At 29.6% G+C, this 24388-nt stretch carries 22 protein-coding genes, 1 tRNA gene and 1 other annotated feature; of the genes, 15 read left to right on the forward strand and 8 right to left on the reverse strand.

Going from position 1 to position 24388, the window contains the following annotated elements; translation table 11 throughout:
* Positions 1–2: 2 nt before the first annotated feature.
* The 6 genes from HMPREF3186_RS00065 to dnaA all read right to left on the reverse strand — a co-directional run bounded on the left by HMPREF3186_RS00065 (position 3) and on the right by dnaA (position 7594).
* Positions 3–76 (reverse strand) — tRNA-Gly (locus HMPREF3186_RS00065).
* A gap of 352 nt (positions 77–428) precedes the next feature.
* Positions 429–1469 carry a LacI family DNA-binding transcriptional regulator gene (locus HMPREF3186_RS00070; RefSeq protein ID WP_060913355.1) on the reverse strand — a complete coding sequence of 347 codons (1041 nt, stop codon included), beginning with the start codon at positions 1467–1469 and terminating at the stop codon, positions 429–431.
* A 260-nt stretch (positions 1470–1729) separates the two neighbouring features.
* The gene (locus tag HMPREF3186_RS00075) at positions 1730–2683 is read right to left on the reverse strand and encodes an L-lactate dehydrogenase (RefSeq protein WP_060913356.1); all 954 of its coding nucleotides are present in this window, start codon (positions 2681–2683) and stop codon (positions 1730–1732) included.
* Between the two features lie 570 nt (positions 2684–3253).
* Positions 3254–4444 carry an MFS transporter gene (locus HMPREF3186_RS00080; RefSeq protein WP_060913357.1) on the reverse strand — a complete coding sequence of 397 codons (1191 nt, stop codon included), beginning with the start codon at positions 4442–4444 and terminating at the stop codon, positions 3254–3256.
* 368 nt (positions 4445–4812) lie between these two features.
* Complete coding sequence (gene dnaN / locus HMPREF3186_RS00085) at positions 4813–5952, reverse strand: DNA polymerase III subunit beta (protein ID WP_060913358.1); 1140 nt, start codon at positions 5950–5952, stop codon at positions 4813–4815.
* Between the two features lie 157 nt (positions 5953–6109).
* Complete coding sequence (gene dnaA / locus HMPREF3186_RS00090) at positions 6110–7594, reverse strand: chromosomal replication initiator protein DnaA (protein ID WP_060913359.1); 1485 nt, start codon at positions 7592–7594, stop codon at positions 6110–6112.
* Positions 7595–8421: 827 nt separating this feature from the next.
* Between dnaA and rpmH the strand changes: the two genes are divergently transcribed.
* The 10 genes from rpmH to HMPREF3186_RS00140 all read left to right on the forward strand — a co-directional run bounded on the left by rpmH (position 8422) and on the right by HMPREF3186_RS00140 (position 15753).
* The gene (rpmH, locus tag HMPREF3186_RS00095) at positions 8422–8556 is read left to right on the forward strand and encodes a 50S ribosomal protein L34 (protein ID WP_003144116.1); all 135 of its coding nucleotides are present in this window, start codon (positions 8422–8424) and stop codon (positions 8554–8556) included.
* Between the two features lie 125 nt (positions 8557–8681).
* Positions 8682–9026 (forward strand): ribonuclease P protein component, encoded by a 345-nt coding sequence (gene rnpA / locus HMPREF3186_RS00100; protein ID WP_060913360.1) that lies wholly within the window; start codon positions 8682–8684, stop codon positions 9024–9026.
* Between the two features lie 2 nt (positions 9027–9028).
* Complete coding sequence (jag, locus tag HMPREF3186_RS00105) at positions 9029–9910, forward strand: RNA-binding cell elongation regulator Jag/EloR (RefSeq protein WP_060913361.1); 882 nt, start codon at positions 9029–9031, stop codon at positions 9908–9910.
* An 8-nt stretch (positions 9911–9918) separates the two neighbouring features.
* Positions 9919–10284: a response regulator gene (locus tag HMPREF3186_RS00110; protein ID WP_003144242.1), complete on the forward strand. Its 366-nt coding sequence runs from the start codon at positions 9919–9921 to the stop codon at positions 10282–10284.
* 391 nt (positions 10285–10675) lie between these two features.
* Positions 10676–10939 (forward strand): SemiSWEET family transporter, encoded by a 264-nt coding sequence (locus HMPREF3186_RS00115; RefSeq protein ID WP_060913362.1) that lies wholly within the window; start codon positions 10676–10678, stop codon positions 10937–10939.
* Between the two features lie 294 nt (positions 10940–11233).
* Positions 11234–12616 (forward strand): tRNA uridine-5-carboxymethylaminomethyl(34) synthesis GTPase MnmE, encoded by a 1383-nt coding sequence (gene mnmE / locus HMPREF3186_RS00120; RefSeq protein WP_060913363.1) that lies wholly within the window; start codon positions 11234–11236, stop codon positions 12614–12616.
* A gap of 39 nt (positions 12617–12655) precedes the next feature.
* Positions 12656–13420, forward strand: coding sequence for an exodeoxyribonuclease III (locus tag HMPREF3186_RS00125; RefSeq protein WP_060913364.1), 765 nt, complete (start codon positions 12656–12658; stop codon positions 13418–13420).
* A 208-nt stretch (positions 13421–13628) separates the two neighbouring features.
* On the forward strand, positions 13629–14120 hold the full coding sequence (locus HMPREF3186_RS00130; RefSeq protein ID WP_060913365.1) for a hypothetical protein: 492 nt from the start codon (positions 13629–13631) through the stop codon (positions 14118–14120).
* Positions 14121–14659: 539 nt separating this feature from the next.
* A complete protein-coding gene (locus HMPREF3186_RS00135; protein ID WP_231724124.1) occupies positions 14660–15121 on the forward strand; it encodes a DUF3290 family protein in 462 nt (153 codons plus the stop codon).
* On the forward strand, positions 15121–15753 hold the full coding sequence (locus tag HMPREF3186_RS00140; protein WP_060913367.1) for a DUF421 domain-containing protein: 633 nt from the start codon (positions 15121–15123) through the stop codon (positions 15751–15753). Before HMPREF3186_RS00135 ends, HMPREF3186_RS00140 begins: the two co-directional genes overlap by 1 nt.
* Before the next feature lie 140 nt (positions 15754–15893).
* On the opposite strand, the gene HMPREF3186_RS00145 is transcribed toward HMPREF3186_RS00140, so the two are convergent.
* Complete coding sequence (locus HMPREF3186_RS00145; RefSeq protein WP_060913368.1) at positions 15894–16175, reverse strand: GNAT family N-acetyltransferase; 282 nt, start codon at positions 16173–16175, stop codon at positions 15894–15896.
* A gap of 713 nt (positions 16176–16888) precedes the next feature.
* Positions 16889–17126: a binding site (T-box leader), on the forward strand.
* 75 nt (positions 17127–17201) lie between these two features.
* On the opposite strand from HMPREF3186_RS00145, the gene HMPREF3186_RS00150 reads away from it, so the two are divergent.
* From HMPREF3186_RS00150 to HMPREF3186_RS00160, 3 genes are all read left to right on the forward strand, one after another.
* Positions 17202–18479, forward strand: coding sequence for an O-acetylhomoserine aminocarboxypropyltransferase/cysteine synthase family protein (locus HMPREF3186_RS00150; RefSeq protein WP_060913369.1), 1278 nt, complete (start codon positions 17202–17204; stop codon positions 18477–18479).
* A gap of 377 nt (positions 18480–18856) precedes the next feature.
* Complete coding sequence (locus tag HMPREF3186_RS00155) at positions 18857–19525, forward strand: response regulator transcription factor (RefSeq protein WP_060913370.1); 669 nt, start codon at positions 18857–18859, stop codon at positions 19523–19525.
* The gene (locus tag HMPREF3186_RS00160; RefSeq protein ID WP_060913371.1) at positions 19525–20511 is read left to right on the forward strand and encodes a sensor histidine kinase; all 987 of its coding nucleotides are present in this window, start codon (positions 19525–19527) and stop codon (positions 20509–20511) included. The genes HMPREF3186_RS00155 and HMPREF3186_RS00160 overlap by 1 nt, the downstream gene beginning before the upstream one ends.
* A 101-nt stretch (positions 20512–20612) precedes the next feature.
* On the opposite strand, the gene HMPREF3186_RS00165 is transcribed toward HMPREF3186_RS00160, so the two are convergent.
* Positions 20613–21029: an Lrp/AsnC family transcriptional regulator gene (locus HMPREF3186_RS00165; RefSeq protein WP_060913372.1), complete on the reverse strand. Its 417-nt coding sequence runs from the start codon at positions 21027–21029 to the stop codon at positions 20613–20615.
* A 263-nt stretch (positions 21030–21292) separates the two neighbouring features.
* Here HMPREF3186_RS00165 and HMPREF3186_RS00170 point away from each other — a divergent pair, with 263 nt between their 5' ends.
* Positions 21293–22078, forward strand: a complete 786-nt coding sequence (locus HMPREF3186_RS00170; protein WP_060913373.1) for an MBL fold metallo-hydrolase — start codon at positions 21293–21295, stop codon at positions 22076–22078.
* 519 nt (positions 22079–22597) lie between these two features.
* Positions 22598–24205 (forward strand): ATP-binding cassette domain-containing protein, encoded by a 1608-nt coding sequence (locus HMPREF3186_RS00175; protein WP_060913374.1) that lies wholly within the window; start codon positions 22598–22600, stop codon positions 24203–24205.
* Positions 24206–24388 lie beyond the last annotated feature (183 nt).

The following is a 24388-nucleotide window of genomic DNA, read 5'->3' on the forward strand; positions in this document are numbered from 1 at the left end:
AATGGAGCGGGTGATGAGAATCGAACTCACAACATCAGTTTGGAAGACTGAGGTTTTACCACTAAACTACACCCGCGTTATTTAATTTTTAATCTTAAATGTTTCTTCAACACTTAAATTATTTTATCATTTTTAGATGTCTTTGTCAAGAACTTTTTTTATTTTTTTAAAAGTTTTTTTTGAAGCAGCGCTTCGTTTTAAGACTTTATTAGTTTAACATTATTGTTTTGTTTTGTCAAGAGTTATTTTTAAATTTCTTAACATTTCTTTTTAATTAATGTTTGATTGTTCGGCTTCTCTATCAGAAGACTTTTATTATTCTATCATCACTTATACATTATGTCAATAGAAAATGAAAAAAAAGTTTAGAAAATTTCATTTTTTCTATTTCTAAACTTTTTCTTCTATAAAATAGTGTTTTTTATTTTTTATTTTGTTGTTTGTCTATGAACTATTCTATAAGGTAAATTCATCTCTTTTTCTTGAGCTTTTAATTCTGCTAACTCTTCTTCATCAATTTCTTCACCTTTACGTTTTGCTTTTTCTATATCGATAATCTTAGTTAAGACACGCATAGAAACTGCACCTATATCAAAAATTGGTTGGAATACAGATGAAATTTTTGGTCTTGTCATATTTATTAGTTTTGTATTTTCTAATGAAAGAATTTGTAAATCACCTGGGATACTCATTCCAAGATCTAGTGCTTGTTGCATAGTTGCTAAAGCTACTTCATCGAACATTGTAATTACAACTTCTGCTTCAATATTACTAACAGCTTTATATAGTTTATTACTTTCTTTATATGTTCTATATCCATCAATTATATTTTGAGGTTTAAATTCAACTTTTGCTGATGCTAGGGCATCTTTGTAACCTTTGATTAATCTTTGAGTTTTTTGACTTTCGTATTTATCTATTATTAATGAGATATTCTTAGTACCTTTTGATAAAAATTCTTTCGTAATATCATATGTTGCTTTTTCATAATCAATATTTACTGAATAAAACTCAGAATCTGTTCCTAAATTCCCAGCTAGTACTACTGGTATTTGAATGTCTTGTAAATAATTTTTAGAACTATCTGATAATGAGTGTCCTAAATAGATGATTCCATCCACTTGTTTACTTACGAATGAAGCAAAAATATTTTTTTCGATTTCTTGATCATCACATGAATTTGCTAAAATGATATTGTATTTATACATATTAGCTACTGATTCAATACCACTTACTATTTCTGCAGAAGATAAGTCTGCTATATCTGGTAATACTATACCGATTGTTGTTGTTTTCTTACTAGCAAGTCCTCTGGCAACAGCGTTAGGTGTATATCTTAATTTCTTAATAACCTCTTGGACACGTAGTCTTGTATCTTCTTTTACATTAGGGTTATTGTTAACAACCCTAGATACAGTTGCCATCGATACTTTTGCTTCTTTTGCTACGTCATATATCGTTATTGTCATAGTCTATCTCCTCTATTTTTTATTGTTTATTTATTTTGATAACTTTTAAAACCTTTTCATCCTTTTATATTGTAACAAATTTTTTAATATAAGTCTAGTACTTGAAAACAAAATTATTCATATTTTTTTATTTTCAAAAAACGTTTACTTATTTATAAATATAGTATTTCCTTTACTTAAGTTTTACAAAAAAAAGAAGAATTAAATTCTTCTTTAAATTAAAGATTTGAATCTAATTCTTCTATAATTTTTTAATTGAATTAAGCTTCTAAAGCTGCGTATGCTTTTTCTAAAGTTTCTTTTAGAACTTTAGCTGAATGTTGCATTTTAGCTGTTTCTTCTTCAGTTAAGTCTAATTCTACCACTTCACGAACACCTTCGCGTCCAACGATAGCTGGAGTTCCGATGTATAATCCGTCGATTCCGTAGTGTCCATCACAGTATCCACTTACTGCTAATTCCACGTTTTCGTCACGTAAGATAGCTTTTACGATTGTGAATAATGCAAGTCCGATTGCGTAGTAAGTAGCACGTTTACGATTAATTACTTCGTATGCAGCACGCATAACTTTTTCTTCTACATCAGCGAAGTCTTCTTTAGTGTATTTAGAAGTTTCTAAGAATCTGTCGAATTGTTTTCCGTAAACATTTACGTTACTCCATGCAGCAAGTTGAGTGTCTCCGTGTTCCCCAATGATATATCCACGAACACTGCTTGGTGCTAATCCTAATTTTTCTCCTAAGATGTAACGGAATCTTGAAGAGTCAAGAGTAGTTCCTGATCCAACGATTTTGTTTCTTGGGAATCCAGTGAATTTTTGTAAAGCGTTAGTTAATACGTCTACTGGGTTAGATGCGATAACGATAACTCCATCAAATCCTGAAGCTACGATTTGCTCAGACATATCTTTAACTACTTTCATGTTTTTGTCAACTAAGTCAAGACGAGTTTCACCTGGTTTTTGTGGAAGACCTCCAGCGATTACGATTACGTCTGCATCAGCACATTGTTCGTATCCACCTGAAGTTACTTTAATAGGTGGTACTAAAGCTCCACCGTGGTTAAGGTCCATTGCTTCACCTTCTGCTTTTTCAGCGAAGAAGTCAATTAATCCTAGTTCTTCACAAAGTCCGCTTGAATATAATTGATAAGCAAAGCTCATCCCTACCATTCCTGCTCCTATTAAAACAACTTTTCTATTTTTCGCTTTCATAAGAAAACCTCCATATATTATATATAATTTTAGATATTTTAAAGTAATTATTTTTACTATTTTATATTTATGAAACAAAATACTATAATATTTAAATTAAAGTATAAATATCTCATTTCCTCTAGAATTATATCATATTATTGTAAAAAAAGAAAGTGTTTTTATTACTTTAAATTATACAATCTTGTTATTAATCTAAACAAATTTTCATATATTTTTTACAATTTATTATGTATTATTTCAATATTAGTTAAAACGTTTTCTTATTTTATTCTTAATTTTTACTTATAACTAATATTATAAGATAATTTTTCAATTTTATTTTAATTTTTTTTTAAGCACCTTAATTTTTTATTAAAATTCTTATTCTTGTACTATTATTTTTCTCTAAACTGTATTTATAATAGATTAACATATTATATATTATATCAATTACTTCTTCTTTCTGTATTATTCATATACTTATTTTTGTTTCTTTAAACTTTTCTTTATGAAAACTTGATATTATAAAAAAGGAGTAACTAATCTATACTATTTTCAGAGAAATAGCTAGTTAGTTACTCTTATTTATTATTTTTCTATAATATTTCCTTTTGAACTACAGTGAATTAATGTCACTAGTAATACAGCTGACGTCGCTATTAATACATATAGCGCTTTATTCCAATCAGAGATATCTCTGATATATCCTAATAATGGTGGGAATATTGCCGCTAACAAGTATCCCCCTGATTGTGCTAAACCTGAGATATCTGCCGCTTCACTTTCATTTCTTGATTTAGCTGAGAATAGATACATAACATATGAGAATGATCCTCCTCCAGCTAACGCGAAGATAACTATAAATGTTAGCATTAATACGAAGTTTCCACTTGTCGAAAGCATTCCAACAAGTGACACGATATATCCAATCGTAATTACTGTAGGAATAATTAATTTATTATGTAATTTATCAGCTAAAATCGGTACTATAAAAGTAGATGGAAATTGAGCGAATTGACTAATTGATAATAATAGTCCTGCTGTTTCAGGTGAGAAATCTTTACTAATCATAATTTCAGCAAACCATGAAACACTACAATAGAATAATGCAGATTGTAATCCCATACTCAACATAATCGTCCACATTTTAGAATGTTTAAAGTATCCATGGACTTTTTCATGAGTATCTTTAACATCACTTACTACGTTATTTTTTGACATAGCTGCGTAGATAAAGATATTGATAATCGCAATAACAATCCAAATATTAACCGCAAGTCCAGTTGAGAATTTCTCTCCACCTATATTTGTACTTAATAGTGGATAACTTACCCCAGCAGCAAACGCAGCCCCTACATTCATAACAACTGCATAAAAACCAGTCATAACTCCTAGTTTTTCTGGGTAGTATTTCTTAACTAATCCTGGTAATAATACATTACCTACTGTTATTCCTACTCCTACGATAAATGTCGTAAGGAAGAATACATAAGTATTAATGTAAAATCTAAAACCTAAACCTACAGTTATAATAACTGCAGCTAATAATATCGTCTTTTCTAAGCCTACTTTATTTGATAATTTTGCTACCATTGGACTGAATATTGCAAATGCAATTAATGGTATTGTTGTGATAAATCCAGCAACCGTGTTGTTAATATCTAAGATAGACTTTAATGGTCCAACGATTGCTCCTACTGCTGTAATAGGTGTTCTAAGAATAAGTCCTAAAAAGATAACACCTAATAAAATTAATATGCTAGTTTTTTTCTTTGTCATTGTTCCTCCTAAATTTAACCTTGAAAAGGGAGTAACTCAAAAATACTGATTTTATATAAATCATATTTACAAAGTCACCCCCGTATAGTTAATAGATATTCTAAAAATTATTGGGAGTGACTCAAAAATCATAATTTCGTAGAAATCGATTTTGTCGAGCCATCCCCGCACAGTTTATTAGATATCTAAAAAGCTTTTCTAAAGCGCATTTAGATATCAATAAACCACTGCGTCTATGAGTTTTCTTGTAAACTTTTTTTTAAATTTAGTACTTTTGGGTCATCCCCTTATCTATAAACCATTACGTTTTAAATTTAATAATTGATTTTACGGATCTTTTTATTTCAATCCGCTTACCCTATTTATTATTAGTAAGTTCTTACTGGTAAAATTAATTCAATAATTTCTCTGTGGTAATCACTTGGTTGAATAATAAACGCTGTTAGCTCACCTGAGAACTTAACGATAATTTCTTCCGCAGCAACCGCAGATACCGCGTCTTTTAGATATTTGCCAGATACAGAAATTTCGAATTTTTCATCTTCTAATGTAGAAGAAACTTTTAATTCCTCTACAGCACTTCCTAACTCTTTAGACTGAGAAGAAACTTCTAATAGATTATCAGTTACTACTAATTTAATAATATCATCTTTATCTTCTCTACTCATTAATGCAACCCTATCAACTGCACTAAAGAATTCTCTACTGTTCGCTACGAATGTACATTCAAAAACAGTAGGAATAAGTTTATTAGTATTTGGATAGTTTCCGCTAATTAATAATACTGTATAAACTACATTTTGGTAGTAAAGAACTATTCTATTATTTTCATAGAAGATTTCTACTTGATCTTTTCCATTTTCAATCATTCTTTGGAAGTAAGTCAGAGCTTTTCTAGGAATAATTAAGTTAAACTCTTTATTACTATCTTCATCATTTAGTGTAACTTGTCTTCTACTTAGACGATATGAGTCAGTTGCAGTAGCTGTTAAGATTTTGTTACTTAATGAGAAGTTAACCCCCTCAAGAATAGGTCTTTGATCGTTAGGTGCAGTACAGAATACTGTTTCTTTAATAATATCATTAAAAACATTAGCTTCTAATTTAAGACTGTTTTCTTTAGAGATAACTGGGAATTCTGGATAATCATTTGCATCATATCCTTTTACGTTAAATTCACTTTTACCTGATTTAACTAAAATATTGTTACCAATTGTTTCTATCTCTATTAAATCTGTTGGTGCTTTTCTAATTATTTCTATAAAATTACGAGAAGGTAATACTACTTGTCCTTCGTCTTCTATAGTAATAACTTCTTTATCATCTTCGTAACTATCTACAGAATATTCTACAGATACTAAAGAATCACTTGCTTTTAATATAAGTTTATCTTTTTCTAATTCTATTTTAATTCCTTTTAGAATTTCAAAAAGAGAATTAGGGGCAATAACTCTTGATACGTGATTTAAACCATCAAGAAAATTTGATTTAGTTATAGTAAATTTCATTTTTTCTCCTTATATATAATATATATTTAATAAAATAATAATAATAAGGCCTGTAAAAACTGTGGAAAACTAAAGAATACTCAAAAATAATGAATTTTTCCTTGTTAATAACTTGTGAAAAAACATAGTAATATCTTTAGTAGATTTTAACAGCCTCTTATATTTTTCCTAAACGTTCTTTTATTACTTCTATATCTTCAAAAATCTCAGGATTTTCATCTTTACTTAGTTTTGCTATTTTATTGAATGAATAAAGAATAGAAGTATGATCTTTATTAAAACAATCACCTATAGAAGGAAATGATAATGTAGTAAGTTCCCTACATAAGTAGATAGCTATATTTCTAACCTGTACGACTTCTTTTTTACGAGAAGATGAAAGAATATCATCAACCTTGATTTTATAGAAGTCTGCACAAACATTAATAATGTTGTCAGGTGAGATATTTTTTCTAGGTGAAGTTTTCGCGCTTTTTAGTATTTCCTCGGCAATACTAAGTGAAGGTTGTTCATGTTTAGAAGTTGCTGTGAACTTAATACGTTTAAGAACACCTTCAAGCTCTCTTATATTAGATGATACATTACTAGAAATATAAGTAAGTGTCTCTTCATCTAGTTTAATATCGAACTGTTCACATTTGAATTTAATAATGGCCATACGTGTTTCGAAGTCAGGTGGTGTAATGTCCGCAGTTATCCCCTGACTGAATCTAGTAACTAATCTATCTTCCAAATCATTAAGTTGAGATGGAGAGCGATCACTAATAAGGACGATTTGTTTCTGATTCATTTGAAGCTCGTTAAATGTATGGAAAAATGCATTTTGTGTTTCAGTTTTACCTGATAAGAATTGAATATCATCGATTAAAAGAGCATCAACATCGCGATATTTTCTTCTAAAGTCTTCATCTGCATTAGTATAGTTGTTTTTATCTTTCATCGGTTTAATAGAAGCAAGAAATTCATTTAAAAACTTCTCAGATGAAATACATTCAATTTTAAAATCAGGAAAATTAGCTTCCATTTCATTACCAATAGCGTGAAGTAAGTGAGTTTTTCCTAATCCAACTCCTCCGTAAATAAATAGAGGGTTATAGATACCACCAGGAGAAACTGCAACATTCCATGCTATATTATGTGTAAAAGCATTACCTTCCCCTACTACGAAATTTTCAAAAGTGTAGTTTTTATTAAGCGTAGGATTCTTTTTACTCGCTGTAATATTTTTATTAGGGACAGGATGTTTATAATCTTCTAGAGGAAAAGTTTGTTTTTGGTAAAAATGTTGAGCCCCAGAAGGTTTATCACCTTGAAGAAAGTTCTGTCTAATTAGATTTTCAGCTGCTGGCTTCTCATCAACAACATGAGGTGTAATTAGAGGAATATCAGTGTCAAGGGAAGTATAGTCTATATTAAAATCAAATCCAGTATTTTTCTTTAGTATTTCTTTTAATTTTTGATCATAAGCACCTTGAATAAATTGAGAAATAAGAGCTTCTTTACTAGTAATAACTATTGATTTTTTCATAAAATCGACGTTATCTATAGAAGCACCAGAAAACCAAGTATCAAATACATGAGGATCAACGGTACTCTTTAGTTCACGAAGAATTATTTCCCATAAGAAATTAGAATTACTCAATGAAATACCTCCTTAAAAAAATATATAAATAATTATAACATAGATTGTTAATAAAATAAAATATAAGTTATTCACAAGTTGTTAACAGAAGTTATTAACTATGTGAAAAAAAGATTAGAAAAAAGTTGTGAATATGTTAAAAAGAAAAAAAATAAAATAAATAATCAAGATAATTTAAAAGGTTATTAACACCTTTTATGATTGATATAAATATACTGAAAGAGTTTTTCACACACAATTAACAGCTGTGAATAACTTTTAAATGTGAAATTGTGAATAACTTTATAAATCTGTTAAAAACTTAAGAAAAAAGAAAATATTTTCTATATGTTAATAAAGTTATTCACAAAGATATGTGGATAACTTATAATAAATTGTGAAAAAATCTTCAAAAGAGATACTTAAATATTTTCTTATACTGTAAAATAAAAATTAACAGCTTATTAACAATATTATCTATTAGTACATGGAGTATTATTTTTATCTATAATGAAAGAAATAAGAATTTTAATCGGTGTTTATCCAAAAGTTCTAAAATTCTTAAAAGTTCATAAAAAAACTCATAGACGCAGTAATTTATTGATATCTAAATTCGCTTTATAAAAGCTTTTTAGATATCTAATAAACTGTGCGGGGATGACTCGACAAAATCGATTTCTACGAAATCACGATTTTTGAGTCACTCCCATTTTATCGCATATTTGCGCCTGTCTAGATTTTTTTTAGAAAAAATGAGGTTTTTACTTGATAAATTATTTTAGATATGTTAAACTAATTCAGTTATTACATCTATCTAAGTAAAGAAAAGAAAACTCGAGGAGGACAAAATGAAACGTACGTATCAACCAAATAAAAGAAAACATTCAAAAGTACACGGATTTAGAGCTAGAATGAGCACTAAAAACGGAAGAAATGTATTAGCAAGACGTAGAGCTAAAGGAAGAAAAGTTCTTTCAGCTTAATGTTTGCACTGAGGGTATCGCGAAAGTGGTACCCTTTTTTTATTAGACAGTCCTAAAAAATAAGAAAGATAGTTGTAAAAAGTTAAATAAACTGTTAAAATATTAGTGTTAAGAAAGGTTTTAAAATGAAAAAAGAATATAGAGTAAAAAGAAGTCAAGATTTTGATAATATTATTAGAAAAAAACAATCTTTTGCGAATAGACAGTTTGTTATTTATTATCAAAAAAATAATTTAGACCATATGCGTTTGGGGATTTCTGTTAGTAAAAAATTAGGAAAAGCCTTTGAACGTAATAAAATAAAAAGATACATACGAGAAACTTTTAAAACAAGAAAAGAACTTGTTAAAAACTATGATATTATAGTGATAGTAAGACCAGGTGCTAAAGATATGCCATTCTTAGAGTTCGGCAGCAGCATCGATCATGTTTTAAAAAGATCAAAACTTATGAAAGCGAAGAGGAGTTAAGAATGGAAAAAGAATATTATTATGTTGGAGTTACTGTAGATGAAGCTATAAAAAAAGGATTAAAAGACCTAGCTTTAACAGAAGACGCAGTAAAAATTGAAGTAATCGAAGGTGGGAGCGCAGGTATTTTCGGTTTATTTAAAAAAGAAGCAAAAGTAAAATTAGTTCCATTAGATGAAGATTATAATAAGGAAGATGCTGTTGAATTAGCTAAAGCTACTGTAGAAGTAGTTGAAGTTGAGAAAGTAGCAGAAAAAGAGCAAGAAGTTGAAGTTAAAACAATAGAACAAGAAGAAGTTGTTGTAGAAAAAGTGGTTGAACAAGATGTTCATACTGAAGAAACAAAACCAGCAGAAGAAGAAGAACCTGTTGTAGAAGCTGAACAAAATGAAGAACAGGTTAAAAAAGCTAAAAGAGAAGATTACATCGTAAAAAATCAAGATCGTATTGTAAATTATCTACAAAATATTGTTGTTGCAATGGGATATCCTGATGCGACTGTAGATTTTAGAGAAGATGGTAATCGTCATTTTACTTTAAATATTAAAACAGAAGAAAATACTAGTTTAATAATTGGTAAACGTGGAATCACTTTAAACAGTTTACAATTTTTAGTTAATAACTATGCTAAAAAATTCAGCTCACACTACTTCAGAATAGAAGTTGATTGTGATGATTATAGAGAAAATCGTAAGAAAACATTAGAAGAATTAGCGTTAAACTTAGCTAAAAAATCTAAAAAAATTGGAAAACCTGTAGAATTAGAACCAATGACAAGCATTGAAAGAAAAATTATTCACAATGCCTTAACAGGAATTAAAAATGTTGAAACAGAATCACGTGGTGAAGAGCCACATAGATATTTAGTTATTACAGCTAAATAGGAGGCCTAATGAAGTCAGTATTAATAGTTGATGATAGTTCATATTATAGAAGTCGTGGAGCAGAAATTGCTAGTCGTGCAGGATATAAGTGTCATTTTGCAGAAAATGGCGAACAAGCTGTGAGAATGTATAGAAGGTTAAAACCAGATTTCGTGACGATGGATATTTGTATGCCGATAATGGATGGTTTAGAGGCGACGAAGGAAATTTGTACAAAGTTTCCTGATGCAAAAGTGCTTATCTGCAGTAGTGTTGGTGAAGTACCCGTATATAAAAGACAGGCATTTGCTAATGGAGCATGCGGTGTACTGCCAAAAGAGTATGATTTAGATGATTTGGAATTTGCGATTTCAGAAATAGAACTTATGAAATAGAAGGAGTGACTCAAAAATCGTGATTTCGGAGAAATCGATTTTGTCGAGTCACCCTCGCACAGTTTATTAGATATCTAAAAAGCTTTTCTAAAGCGCATTTAGATATCAATAAACCACTGCGTCTATGAGTTTTCATATACACTTTGTTAAAATTTAGGTCTTTTGGGGGAAGTCCCCTTTTCAATAAAATAATAAAGAATAAGTAGTTTGGAGATTTATCCAGCTACTTATTTTTTGTGGTTCTACAAAATTTAGGACTGATGAGAAGAGTCATGAGCTTAAAGCTCAGGAATCCTTTTTTTTTTGCTAGTGTATAATATTTTGTGTTTAACATAATTATTGACAGTATCTTTTCTCTTCTGATATAATGAGACCTTAGGAGGTATATTATATGTCTAAACAAAAAATTAATCGCTTTGTTGGATCTATTGGAGCTTTTATTGGGATTCTTGTTTTTATTGCATATATTCCACAAATTATCGCTAACTTACAAGGAGAAAAAGCTCAACCATTCCAACCACTATTTGCAGCAGTTTCTTGTTTAATTTGGGTAATCTATGGTTGGACAAAAGAACCTAAAAAAGACTGGATCCTTATCATTCCCAATGCAGCGGGAGTGATATTAGGTGGTATAACTTTTATTACTTCTTTATAAAAATTATATAAACAAAACCAGAAACTTCATAAAAAAGTTGCTGGTTTTTTATGCTGATTGCAAGCATTCTATTTGTTTGAACGAACTAAACTCAACAATCTTAATCGGACTGATTTTTTCCATCAGTCCGATTTTTTGATGAGCCTTTTTTGTTTATCCCCCCCTAACCTATTATTAAAAAAAAGTATATAAAATGTAACTCGGTCGTATATAGAGAAAAATTCAAAGGAATAGTGTATAATAAATAGGATATGAATTTTTTATTAATATAAAAATTTAAAAGGAGTTTGAACAATGAGTGAAACAATTTGCGCTATATCGACAGCTCTAGGAGAAGGAGCTATAGGTATTGTTAGACTTAGTGGTGACGAAGCATTTAGCATTGCTGAAAAAATAGTTAGATTACCAAAAGGAAAAACTGTAGAAAGTCTAGCTAGTCACACCATAAATTATGGAAATGTAGTTGATCCAGCTACGAATGAGAAAATCGAAGAAATTATGCTTGTGAAAATGGTAGGTCCTCGTACATATACTACAGAAGATGTTATAGAAATCAACTGTCACGGTGGTATTGTAACGATTCAAAAAGTACTTGCACTTTGCTTAGAACATGGAGCTAGAATGGCTGAACCAGGTGAATTTACAAAACGTGCCTTCTTAAATGGTCGTATCGATTTAACGCAAGCAGAGGCTGTAATCGACTTTATTAAGAGTAAAACAGATGAGGCTAGTCAAATAGCTAACAACCAAATGCAAGGACGTTTATCGACGCTTATTAAACGTCTACGAGCTGAAATTTTGGATATACTAACAGTTGTTGAGGTAAATATCGACTACCCTGAATATGATGATTTAGAAATAGAAACGACAAAAACTATTCTTGAAAAATCAACAAGTATAAGAAATAGTTTAGAGAGTTTACTAGAAACATCAAAACAAGGGAAAATTATTAAAGAAGGTATAAACACAGCTATTATCGGACGACCTAACGTTGGTAAGAGCTCACTGTTAAATAACCTACTACAAGAAAATAAAGCTATCGTAACAGATATTGCTGGAACAACTCGTGACGTTCTAGAAGAGTATGTAAACATTAAAGGAGTACCGATTAAATTAATAGATACGGCTGGTATTCGTGAAACAGATGATATCGTGGAACAAATCGGGGTAAAACGTAGTAAAGAAGCTTTAGAAAAAGCCGATTTAGTATTATTTTTATTAAACAGTAGTGAAGAATTAACTGAAGATGATAAAGAATTATTAAAGTTAACTGAAGGAAAAACAACTATAGTAATATTAAACAAACTAGATTTAGAGACGAAAATTGATATTGCTGAAGTTGAAAAATTAGCATACAACCACCCTATTATAAAAACATCTATGACAACATATAAAGGAATAGATGAACTAGAGAAAAACATTAGAGATTTATTCTTTGGTGGAGCTGCTCGTCCAAAAGATGCGACGTACTTATCAAACACACGTCAAATCAACCTTATTCAACGTGCTTTAACAAGCTTAAATGATGCTATCGGAGCAGCAGAGATGGGTCTTGAAGTGGATATGGTACTTATAGACTATACGAATACATTCAATCTATTAGGAGAAGTTATCGGAGAAAACTCTGGTGATGAACTGATAAATGAATTATTCAGTAGATTCTGTCTAGGAAAATAAAATGTTTCACATGAAACATGAAACAAAAAGGAGAACGAAATGAAATGTATAAGTTTTAATGTCAATGGTCTAAGAGCGATCGTTGGTAAAAATTTTGAAGAAGATTTTAAACAATTAGATGCTGATTTCTTCTGTTTACAAGAGACGAAGATGCAGGCAGGACAATTAGATTTACAATTCGAGGGGTATTATAGCTATTTTAACTATGCTGAGCGTAAAGGATACTCAGGAACTGCGATATATACTAAACACGAGCCATTAAATGTAACTTATGGAATAGGAATTGAAGAACATGATACAGAAGGTCGTGTAATTACTCTAGAATATGATAAATTCTTCTTTATTACAGTGTATACGCCAAATTCAGGTAGTGAGCTTAAGAGATTAGAATACCGTATGAGTTGGGAAGAAGATTTTAAAAACTATTTATTAGAATTAAATAAAACAAAAGGTGTTGTTGTTTGTGGAGATTTAAATGTTGCACATACAGAAATAGATCTAAAAAATCCGAAATCAAACACGAAAAATGCAGGATTCACACCAGAAGAAAGAGAAAAATTCACGAAGTTATTAGATGCTGGCTTTATCGATACATTTAGATATTATAATCCAGACTTAACAGGTGCCTACTCTTGGTGGAGTTATCGTTTTAACGCACGTAAAAATAATGCAGGATGGAGAATTGATTACTTCTTAGTAAGTCGTGATTTAGAAGAGTACTTAGAAAGTGCTGCTATTCACAATGAAATATTTGGTAGTGATCATTGTCCTGTAGAGCTTGTATTAAAAGACAATTTGTTGTAAAATATAATATGCGTTGTGGATAAACCATGACGTATATTTTTATCTTTAGCATGACTGACAAAAGTAATATCTTATTTAAAATCATGCTTAATGATTAAAAATACTTATTAAAAAATAAAATTAGCGGGGGTGACTTAATAAAAATAAATTTCTATGAGATTATGGGTTTAAGTTGTTCCTGTATTAATTTTAAGAAAAGAGGTAATTTATGGGACCAAAATTTTATATAGAAGATGTAAATGAATGGGACACAAAATATTCTATCGATTACATTAAATTCGATGAGTTTGGAGTGATTGATGTTGTAAGAGTAACAGAAGAGAAAGATTATCTAGTTCACGGGAATATTAAGTTACCAATCTTTGATTCGGAAAATGAGTATATAGATTACTTGAAAAAAGAAGATATAATAGATCCATACTTGGCAGGTATTCTTCGCAAATTAATAGGATACAAGCCTGAAAGAATGATAATAGACGAAGTTTCACTAAATAATGTACTATTTATAGGTGATCCTAGAGGTGCAGAAAGAGAAACAGGTTTTAAAGATGCATTTGAACTTATGATGGAAGCTACGATGAGATGGGAATTCTCAGCTTTAGAGGCACTTAGAAGAACGATGCAGGTTATAAGAATATTAATGCGGGACAAAGAGCATAAATTGAGTGATGGGCCTATTAGAATAAAAAAGGCGAGCTAATGCTAAGAAAAACAAAATTAGAAAAATAATAGCAAGTAATGAAGAGAATAGCAGATGGTCGTGTTTTTTAAAGAATAAGCTATAAAAATGAGTGGGAACATGGAAAAACTAGTAAAGTGACGACTAGTAATGATATAAATGAAGGTATTTCTTATGTCTTAGAAAAACTGGGAGAAACAGTAGAAACAATGACACTCACTACTTTTTATGAAGATTATGAGAAATACCCTACTATTTTGCTGAAAATATCAATTATTTAGTTATTCATCATTTAGCTATGATAAAATATCTTCGAAATCAGTGGAGTGCACGTGAAATTTTACAATCTATTTAGCTCTGTGCTAAAATTAAAAACATAGAATTTTCATAAATGAATACTCATTTAAACAACAATACGATAAGAAAATATTTAAGTAACTTTAAAATTGTATGGAAATAAACAACAAAACTATCTATGAAAAATATTTTAGATGATAAAGATAGAATAGCGTAGGAGTTAAAAATAGAATAATATAAATGTTTCACGTAAAACAAAAGGAGTGATAGGTTTGAAATTTTATTCTTATGAATATTTATTAAATAAAATAGATCAGAGTAATACTATAACATATGTAGTAGGAGGATTCTTACTATTACTAATAATAGTGTCACTATTTAAGTATTATAAAAATAGACAAGATAGCAAGTATAGAGAATTAGCTATCATAATGATATTAGGTATTTTTTTATTAATCGGGATACAAGCATGTGATTATCAAAGTAATAGTATATCAGCTAATCAGTATAAAAGCTCTATTGAATTTATTGAGGGAGTTTCAGAAAAATTAAATATTGACAAAACACATATCTATATAAATAGTGAAGCCTCTATAGAAAATTCATTTTTAAAAATAGATGATAACTACTATAGAGTAATAAGTAACGGAAAAAAGGGTGATTATTTACTAGAGAAAATAGAATTGGTAGAACCAATTGTTGAAAAAGTGGAGGTGAAAAGATAATGCAACTTTCATATATAGATATAGCAATAAAACTAGCTTTAGGTTTATTATCGCTTGTAATAGTAATTAATATATCAGGAAAAGGAAATTTAGCACCAACTTCAGCGAGTGATCAAGTTCAAAACTATGTACTCGGGGGAATATTAGGAGGGGTAATATATAGTCCATCAATTTCTATTTTACAATACTTCAATATATTATTAATATGGATAATTTTGGTATTAGGTCTAAAGTGGTTAAAAACAAATAACTCATACTTAAAAAAAATGATAGACGGAGAACCTACAACAATAATAAAAAAAGGAAAAATAGATGTAGAAGCAACAAGAAAAGCTGGTTTAACAGCACAAGACATAGCTTTTAAATTAAGAACACAAGGTGTTTATAGTATTCAAAAAGTAAAAAGAGCGGTTTTAGAACAAAATGGACAACTAATTATAATACAACAAGGTGATGAAAATCCTAAATATCCGGTAATTACTGATGGAACTATCCAACATAGTACATTAGAATCGATGGATAAAACAGAAGAATGGTTAAAAGAAACTTTATTGGAATTAGGATATGAAGACACATCTAAAATATTCTTAGCAGAGTATGACAAAGGACAATTACATATAATTAAATACTAATATAATTTGTTTTTTAAATGAAATTAAAAATTTTAACAAGACAATAACAAATAGATTAAATAAAAAAATAATAACATCGATTAATATATAATAAAGTGAAAGCAGAAAATTGAAAAATCAATTTTCTGCTTTTTTAAATATTATTTTTCGGCATTAATAAAGTCGTAAGAAGAATCTTCTTGGAATTTTTTAACGACATAAGAGCAAGTTGCGATAATTTTTTTATTTTGTTCTTGCATATCTTTAACAAGAGCGTCTAATAGCTTACCTGCAACACCTTGACCTCGAAGTGAAGGATCAACAAAAGTATGATCAGCAACAACAATATTAGGGTCATTAGTAGGGAAATAGGTGATTTCGGCGATAACTCTGCCATTTTCATCGTATTTAACGAAACCATCATTTGTTTTAGTAAATTCCATATAAACCTCCTGGGATAATCATATAGTGATATGAGTGTTAATACTGCTATTATATCATAAAAAGGACAGAAGGATGATGATTTAGGTTAAGGAAAAAAAGGAGGAAAAGAGATATAAAGTGTAGAAATATATTTAAAAGTGTAATAAGAGGCGTAAAATATGATTAATAGTAGTAATTTGTTGAAAGAAATGTGTAAATTACTATCTTTTTCAAGACATGCACCTACTCTTTTTATTATGTGTATTATTAACGTTTGGTAGTTTTTTATCAGTATTCCATTGTTTTATTCGATATCAAATTGTCCATTATATCTACGTTGATTACTCCTGTTTTTAAGTTATCTAGGTTTATTATTTTCTTCGATACTTCTAGTTTTTTTTCTAACTATTTCCATTATTTTTCGTTTTAGTAGTCTCTATTCTTTTTTTATTAGTTGTTTCTTTTATTTATTACGTCTTTTTCTTGATATTTTTCTTTGTTTTTTATCCCCCTGTTTTCCCTTTTTATATTTTACAGTTGAGAAAATTACTATTTCTTAAATTAAAATAAATAATTTCACTAAATTTTTATTTCTAGAATAATAAATAGATTAAAATATTTTCATAAAATTTTTTATTTAACATCTTATAGAAGAAAAATAAAACGTTTTAATTTTTTTAAAAAAAGTTATTGACAAATATGAAAAACAGGTGTACAATTAGTTTAATTTAATACACAAACGTTGAAAAGATAAGTAAATTAATACGTAGCTACAACAGAGAGTTATTGGTTGGTGCGAAGTAACATGGTGAAGATTAGTTGAAAATGGTCTTAGAGTTTTGTTTATCTAATAGGTAAACACGTGAGCTGCACGATATAGCACACAGTATAAACATGTACTGAATAAGGTACTAATCGCAAGATTAGTATAAACTAGAGTGGTAACGCGAATTAAGATGATCGCCTCTATTGCATAAGCAATAGGGGTGTTTTTTATTACCTAAAAACACAGAACTCACAGAAACGAAGAAAAGAGGAAATATATTATGACAAGAAAATTTAGTTTTGAAACATTACAACTACACGCAGGACAAACAGTTGGAGATACAAAAGCAAGAGCTGTCCCTATTTATCAAACAACATCATTTGTTTTTGATGATACTCAAGATGCAGCTGATTCATTTGCATTAAGAAAAGCTGGGAATATTTATACACGTATTACTAACCCTACTACTGCAGTCTTTGAAGAAAGAATTAATGCATTAGAAGGTGGAGTTGGTGCATTAGCTGTAGCTTCAGGAATGGCGGCAATTACATACGTATTTTTAACATTAGCACATGCTGGAGATCACATTGTATCTTCTAAAAATGTATATGGAGGAACATATAACCTGTTAAAACTTACCCTACCACGCTATGGTGTAGAGTCAACTTTTGTTGATCCAGATAATTTTGAAGAAATTGAGCAAGCAATTACTGATAAAACTAAAGCTCTATTTGTAGAAACTTTAGGAAACCCATTAGCAAATATTGCTGACTTAGAAAAATGGGCTGAAATTGCTCACAAACACAAAATTCCATTAGTAGTAGATAACACATTTGCTAGTCCATACTTAATTAATGCATTTAGTCATGGTGTAGATATTATTATTCATTCTGCGACTAAATTCATTGGGGGACACGGTACATCAATTGGTGGAGTTATCGTTGATAGTGGTAAATTTGATTGGGAAGGTAGTGGAAAATTCCCACAATTAGTTGATGAAGACCCAAGTTACCATAACTTAAGTTATACAAGAGATGTAGGACCTGCGGCGTTCATTACAAATGTGAGAACACAGTTATTACGTGATACAGGAGCAGCATTATCACCATTTAATGCATTCTTATTATTACAAGGTTTAGAAACATTATCTTTACGAGTAGAGCGTCACGTAGAAAATACTCAAAAAGTAATCGACTTCTTAGTGAAACATCCTAAAGTAGCTTCAATCAACTATCCAGGATTAGAAGGAAACAAATATTATGAATTAGCTAAGAAATATCTACCTAAAGGTAGTGGATCAATCTTCTCATTCGATGTAGTTGGAGGAGAAGAAGCAGCGCGTAAAGTAATTGATAGTTTAGAAATCTTTTCAAACTTAGCGAATGTAGCAGATGCGAAAAGTTTAGCAATTCATCCAGCGTCAACAACACATGGTCAATTAAGTCCAGAGGAATTACAGTACACTGGAATTACTCCGGAGCAAATTAGATTATCAATTGGGTTAGAAAATGCGGATGATTTAATTGAAGATTTACGTTTAGCATTAGAAAATATTTAATAGAGAAAAAGTTTCACAAGAAACATTTAATTAAAATAATTAATATTTTATTAAAATTTGTGGATTAAGACAGATTATTAAAAACCCTTGACAGCCATTTATTTTAATACTAACATATAAAAAATATCTTAATCCACAATTTTCTCTTTTTGAGTAGAGATTGTTTAGGAGCATGAAATAGAAGCGAGGCAGCGCAAAAATTTCATATAAACTCCTTCCTAGGCAATCTCTGCTTTTTGTTTGTGTAAAAAATCTGCAAGAGGGAGATTGACTCGACCAAAACTTGTTTTTTCCAAAATCAGGATTTTTGAATCACTCCCATAAGAGGGCTATTTATGATATAATTTTAGTAATAATAGTAGCTAAGGGGTGAAAGTATGTATAAAGTAATGATAGTAGAAGATGATGAGATAATTTCAAATTCAATAGCTGGATATTTGCAAAAGTGGCAGTATGCTACACATGAAGTTATAGATTTTCAAAATGTAGTTAAAGAATTTGTAGAACAATCACCGGATTTAGTATTAATGGATATTAATCTCCCCTACTTTGATGGTTATTATTTCTGTGAGGAGATTAGGAAATTGTCGAAAGTGCCTATAATTTTTATTTCATCTGCGAATGATGATATGAATATTGTTATGGCTATGAATATCGGTGCTGATGATTTTATAGAAAAGTCATTTAAGTTAGTTGTCCTAAAGGCAAAAATCGAAGCCCTACTCCGCCGTGTCTATAATTTTAGCGGATCTTCGAATCTTGTAGTGTATAAGGATGTAATTTTTGATATGAGCCGTGATGAGGTAAAATATCAAGATAATCAAGTTGAACTAACAAAAAATGAAGGTAAAATTCTTACAGTATTATTAGAAAATAGAGAAAAAATAGTAACGAGAGAAGAAATAATTACTGCATTGTGGCAAAGTGATAACTTTATAGATGAAAATACTTTGTCTGTTAATATAAACAGACTTCGTTCTAAGTTGAAAAGTATAGGAATAGATGAATTTATTACTACTAAAAAAGGTAAAGGATATATCGTCTAATGGAAATATTAAAAAGTTATTTAAAGAAAAACATAAAAGTTTATATTTTATTTGTAGTTTTTATTGCTATATTTTTCATTATGTTTTATTTGTATAATTTGCCACTAGAAGCTCTAATATATACAGGAAGTTTCTGTTTTTTAGCATCACTTATAGCTAGCTTTTTAGATTTTGTTAATTATAAAGAAAGTTATAAAAAATTAAAATTTCTAGAGGAAAATATTCTAAATGATCTTGAAGATTTACCGAAAAGCTTGGATATTAGGATTGATTATTATCATAAAATCATAGAGAAGTTATATGAAGAGTTAGAAAAATTAACTCAGGAAAATCGACAAAAAAATACAGATATGGTTGATTATTATAGTATGTGGGTTCATCAGATAAAAACTCCGATTGCGGCGATGAATTTTCTATTAGACAATGAAGAAGTAGATCAAAAAATCTTACAGCAAGAATTGTTCAAAATAGAACGTTATGTTGAGATGGTTCTGACGTATATAAGATTAGATAGCATATCATCAGATTACGTTATAACTAAGATTAATCTTGATGAAGTGGTGAAAGATAGTGTGAAAAAATATGCAACTATCTTCATTAACAAAAAAATAAAATTAAACTATGTTTCACATGAAACAATGGTAATTAGTGATAAAAAATGGTTGAGCTTCGCTTTCGAACAAATACTAGGTAATAGTGTGAAGTACTCTAGCGCCGGTGGAGAAATTACAATAGAAACCTGTGAAAATAAACTGGTTATAGAAGATAACGGTATAGGTATTAAAGAAGAAGACTTACCTCGAATTTTTGAAAAAGGTTTTACAGGTTTTAATGGAAGATACGAAAAAAAATCTAGTGGTCTAGGTTTGTATTTATGTAAAAAAACTCTAGATAAACTAGGTCATCATATTGAAATTTCTTCAAAAGTAGGCGAAGGAACTAGGATAGAAATCACATTCCCGAAAGAAGATACTTTAAGGGATTAGATAAAAAAATCAATAAGGAATCCTCTTGAGAGTTAGATTAATTTAATTCTCAAGAGGACTATTTTGCTTTACGCTATCTAATAGTTATCTACTAAAATTCATTAATCAAAATGTTTAATAACATTTAAAACACTATAATTTGCATATTTATTAAGATGCTCAAGAAATAGGTTTAGCTGTTCGTTAGTTTTGAAGCGTGATTCCAAGAGATAACAAGAAATCCCAGATGTACGGTAGTGATTAAGAATATGTTTTTTATTTTTTTCTATATAAGATAAATATTGTGTATGAATAGATGAAGTCATGGTTGTTAAAATAAAGACATGAATGGGGTAATCTGTTTTTGATAAATTTGTTTGAATTGTATACTTCTTAATAATTTCATCTTCTTCCAATTTTATTAAGCGTTGAGACACAGTTGGGGCAGAAAGATGAACCTGCTCAGCAATATCTTTAACTTTAATTCGAGAATTCGTCTCTAAAAGTTTCAAAATTTCTTTATCTGTATGATCAATCATGAACTTCCTCCTAAAATGTAAAAATTAATGCCTTTTTCCTTTTTTTTCGTAAAGACTTCCTGATTATTATACTGTAAAATAATAGAGTAATCAACTTAATAGCAAGTAAGGAAAAAATTTACATAGAAATTAATGCAGTAGTGTTGTTTTAATTTGGGATAAATTAATCTTGAAAAATATGAGATTACTAGAAATAATATTCGGTTAGAATACAAATAGCATACTAACTAGAAACAGTATAAATAGAAAGTGAGAATAGATATATGAAAATAAGACAAATACGAAATGCTACATTGAAAATCAATTTTTCAGGTAAAACAATCCTAGTAGACCCTATGCTTTCTAAAAAAGGAGAACTTCCTCCTTTTGGACCACCGATTCTTCCTTTATATCCTGCATCAGGAAATATGGAAAATAATCCTTTAGTGGAATTACCTATTCCAGTTGAAGAGTTGTTAGATAATGTTGATGCAGTGATTATAACACACTTACACGAGGATCATTGGGATGCTGCAGCTGTGGAGTTAATAGATAAAAATATGCCTTTATACGTGCAAAATGAAGAAGATGCCGAAAAATTAGGAGAACAAGGATTTAAAAATATTTATGTTTTAGGACACCAAACTGCTCTTGATGATGTTCTATTAACTTACGTAGAAGCTAAGCATGCGAGTAATGATCAAATGCTTGCTGTTGCTGGTAAGTCTTGTGGTGTAATCTTCGAGCATAAAGACGAACCTACTACTTATCTTTTAGGGGATACAGTATGGTATGAGAATGTAGAAAATACGTTGAAAAAATATCAACCTAAAGTAGCTATAATAAACGCAGGAAACAATCAGTTCTCAGAAGGTGGTCCACTTGTTATGGGAGCTGAAGGTGTTCATGAAGTACACAAAACTCTTCCATCTACTATGCTTTTTGCTACGCATATGGAAGCTGTTAATCATGCTTTCTTGACTCGTGAAGAATTAGCTAATTATGCAGAGAAACATGGTTTCAGCAATCAGTTAACTATTCCAGCTGATGGGGAAGAAATTATTTATTAAAGAGAAGTAGGGTTAACTTATAAATCTATAAGCTGTTAGGAGTGACTCAAAAATCGCGATTTTGAAAATCGATTTTGTCGAGTCATCCCCGCACAGTTTATTAGATATATAAAAAGCTTTTATAAAGCGAATTTAGATATCAATAAACCACTGCGTCTATGAGTTTTCATATAAACCTTGTTAAAATTTAGGGCTTTTGGGTCAGATCCAACAGCTCTTTTATATTTTTTAGATAAGGTATTTATAAACTATTGCGTTCATGTTTTTTATATAAACTTTTTTAAATTTAGGATCAGCTTCTTACTTTGAGAATTAACTCCAGTTACAAATTCAACAAAAATTCAAAAAGATACTTGAAGTAGTGGTTTGATAAACCTTAAAAAGCCACTTGATATATATATATATATATTATAATAAAGAAAAGATATTTTCTAACTAATAAAAGAAATTATCTGAAAATTATCTTGTTAAAAATTATTTTATTTGATAGAATAGTAGTAAGGTATAAGGAGGGAAAAGATGAAGCAGTATTTAAAGAAAAGATATTTAGAAAATAGTTTGTTACTTTTACTAATTATTTTTGGAGGAGCATGTAAGGTTGTTGCTGCGTATTTTATAGGGGATGGATTTAACGAATTAATTAAGTCGAATACCGATGGATTTTTCTATAATATAGCCTATGCAGGTATAGTGTTTTTATTATATTTGGTTTCTATTTATATAAAAATTCCGTATGAAAACTATGTAGTGCAAAAGATGATAACTGACATTCGATGTGATGTCGTGGATGCAATTTCTAAAAATAACTATGCTAATTTCAATAAGAAAAATAGCGGAGATTACATATCATGGCTTAGTAATGACTTGATGATTGTTGAGGAAAAAGGATTTGGCAATTTTTATCAAAGTATTACAGCAATTATAGAGACTCTTTTAGCTATAGTTGGACTGTTTGCATTCCACTGGTCGATTATCGTCTTTTCTATAGTAATGAGTGTTATTACATTAGTATTACCAGCTCTTGCGCAAAAATCTATTCAGAATAAAGCTCAGAGCTACTCAGGCTCATTAGAAAAATTAATAAGTAAAAATACGAATTACTTACAAGGATTCGATAGTTTACTATCTTTCAATAAATTAGGAATTTTGAAAAAAATTGTAGCAGCTTCTTCTAATGAAGTACTAAAAGAATCTGTGTCTCTAAGAAAAAGTGTCGGATTAGCCGGAGTCCTAGGTGGCTTAGGAAATTTAGTAGGGCAAGTTGGTGTAGTATTACTAACAGGAATACTGGCTCTAAAAAATATTGTAGGCTTTGGATCTATTTTAACCGTAGAATCACTAACATCTACGATTTTTAATTCAGTAGGAAATATTATGAATATTACGGTAGAGTTAAATATCGTAGTGCCAATCTTTGAGAAATTCGAGAAATTTAAAGAAGAGGCTAAGGTTATTAATGATAAAGATACTGGCAAAAAATCATTAAATGAAGAAATTGAAACTATAGTATTAGAAGATGTTTCTTATAAATATGAAGAAAAAAGTATATTAAAAAATATTTCGTATGCATTTAATAAATATGGTAAATACGCTATTGTCGGAGAAAGTGGTAGTGGAAAATCTACATTGTTAAAATTATTGACTGGAAGAACAGAAAATTACGAAGGTGCAATTAAATTTAATGGTGAAGAACTAGGAAGTCTTAATAAGCATAGCCTGTATGATAAGATGCTATATATTCCACAAGAACCGTATATTTTCACAGAAAGTCTAAGATTTAATATAACACTAGGTGATGATTATGCTGATGAAAAAGTTAAAGACGTGTTGGAAAGTGTAGGACTAGGAGAGTTTCTGATAAGTCTTGAGGATGGCTTAGATACTGAACTTGTAGAGGGTGGTAAGAATTTATCGGGTGGTCAAAAACAAAGAATAGCCCTAGCTCGTGGAATAATTAGAGAGAAAAAAGTAGTGCTGTTAGATGAGATAACTTCTAATTTAGATAAGGATAATGCAGAGAAAATAGAAGAACTTCTATTAACTAATCCAGAATTAACGGTAATTCTAATCACACACAGACTAGATAGCAACTCTGAACAAAGATTCACAGATATATTAAAATTATAATTTCCTAGGAAATAAAGTCGCTAGACATTCTTGAAATAAAATAAAAAGTAATAAATATCCCAATCTTACAAAAGTGTAAGGTTGGGAGCTTTTTTGTAAGGAAAATCGATAGAATCTGTAAGAAAAGTAAGGTAGAATATAAATATAAACAACGAGGAAGTTGTAGAAAAGTTCGAACTAGGA

The sequence above is a fragment of the Gemella haemolysans genome, from assembly GCF_001553035.1.
GTDB lineage: Bacteria > Bacillota > Bacilli > Staphylococcales > Gemellaceae > Gemella > Gemella haemolysans_B.